At 51.1% G+C, this 1,218-nt stretch carries 1 protein-coding gene and 1 riboswitch; the gene reads right to left on the bottom strand.

Annotation, left to right across the window (positions count from 1 at the left end; genetic code table 11):
* Positions 1-79: 79 nt before the first annotated feature.
* Complete coding sequence (ribD, locus tag AC9UEP_RS05820; protein WP_509545021.1) at positions 80-1,078, bottom strand: bifunctional diaminohydroxyphosphoribosylaminopyrimidine deaminase/5-amino-6-(5-phosphoribosylamino)uracil reductase RibD; 999 nt, start codon at positions 1,076-1,078, stop codon at positions 80-82.
* A gap of 13 nt (positions 1,079-1,091) precedes the next feature.
* Positions 1,092-1,217: riboswitch (FMN riboswitch) on the bottom strand.
* Between the last annotated feature and the right edge of the window lies 1 nt (position 1,218).

The raw sequence follows: 1,218 nt of genomic DNA on the forward strand, positions 1-1,218 counted from the left end.
TGATAGTAAAGACAGCAGAGCTTTCTGCGCGAGTAATGCCTTGCACGGTGCCAAGTTCTGTAATAAGACCAGTAAACATTTAGCGCCCCTTCACAATTCGGTAATGGGATTTGGTATCGCTACCAAATTGCGCAGCTGATATCAGCTCCAGGCCGATGTGATCTGCCAGCGTGGAAATACCGAGATGGCTGACAAATTCTTTACCCGCGCCAAGTAGCTTGGGTGCCTGATAAATAATGAGTTCATCGATATTTCCAGTTGCCATCAGGGCAGAGCCCAGTGTGGGTCCGGCTTCAACTAATACTTGGTTAAATCCTTCATCGCTTAACACCTTCATCAGCTCTGGAATCGACTTTGATTTCACTGTAATGGTGCGAGCTTGCTCATCAAAAACATTGTGGGTAGGTGGCACCACTTGTTCTCCGCATACAATGCGCACTGGACGAGCAGCATGGCCGCGCGGAACTAAATGAGGGTTATCAATGATTGCCGTATTTGTTCCAATCAAAATTGCATCGGATTGCGCGCGCAGCACCTGCACGTCATCCCTAGATTCAGGCCCACTAATCCATTGTGATGTGCCATCACTTGCCGCCACTTTGCTATCAAGTGTCATAGCAACTTTCCAGATCATCAGCGGGCGACCTAGTAATTGCTTAGTCAGCCATGCTCGTTGAATAAATTCTAGTTCGGCACTCTTTTGCTGTTCCACCGTGATGCCGGCAGCGGTGAGAAGCTGCGCTCCCCCGGCCGCAATCGGGTTGGGATCAGTAATGGCATAAATAACTTTTGCGAATTCGGCATCGATAATCGCTTGCGTGCAGGGCGGTGTTGTTCCGGTGTGAGCACATGGTTCAAGTGAGATAACCATCGTGGCACCGCGCGCTGCAGCGCCCGCTTTTTTGAGTGCAACAACTTCGGCGTGATCGGCGGATTGCGCGCGATTATGAAAACCATCGGCGATAAGTTTTCCGCCGGCGCTATAGATAGCAGCTGCAACATTTGGGTTGGGGTATGTGCCACCCAAGCCGGCACGGCTGAGCGAGCATAGATGCGCGTAAGCGTCATCGATAAACATGGTGCACCGATTCCGCTGTTATCTCTCATCCGGACTTTAACCGTCGGTCTCAGAGTTTCACTGAGTCAACCGCCCACTGGATGTGTGCGGGTCGCGGACTATAACCGCCGGTTCGAAATTACATCGACCCCGATAACAAC

It is taken from the genome of Candidatus Planktophila sp. (assembly GCF_040402315.1).
In the GTDB taxonomy this organism is placed as follows: domain Bacteria; phylum Actinomycetota; class Actinomycetes; order Nanopelagicales; family Nanopelagicaceae; genus Planktophila.

Excerpts from the sequence above, each read along its gene's own strand:
- ribD (WP_509545021.1), bottom strand. The coding sequence starts at position 1,078 with ATGTTTATCGATGACGCTTACGCGCATCTATGCTCGCTCAGCCGTGCC.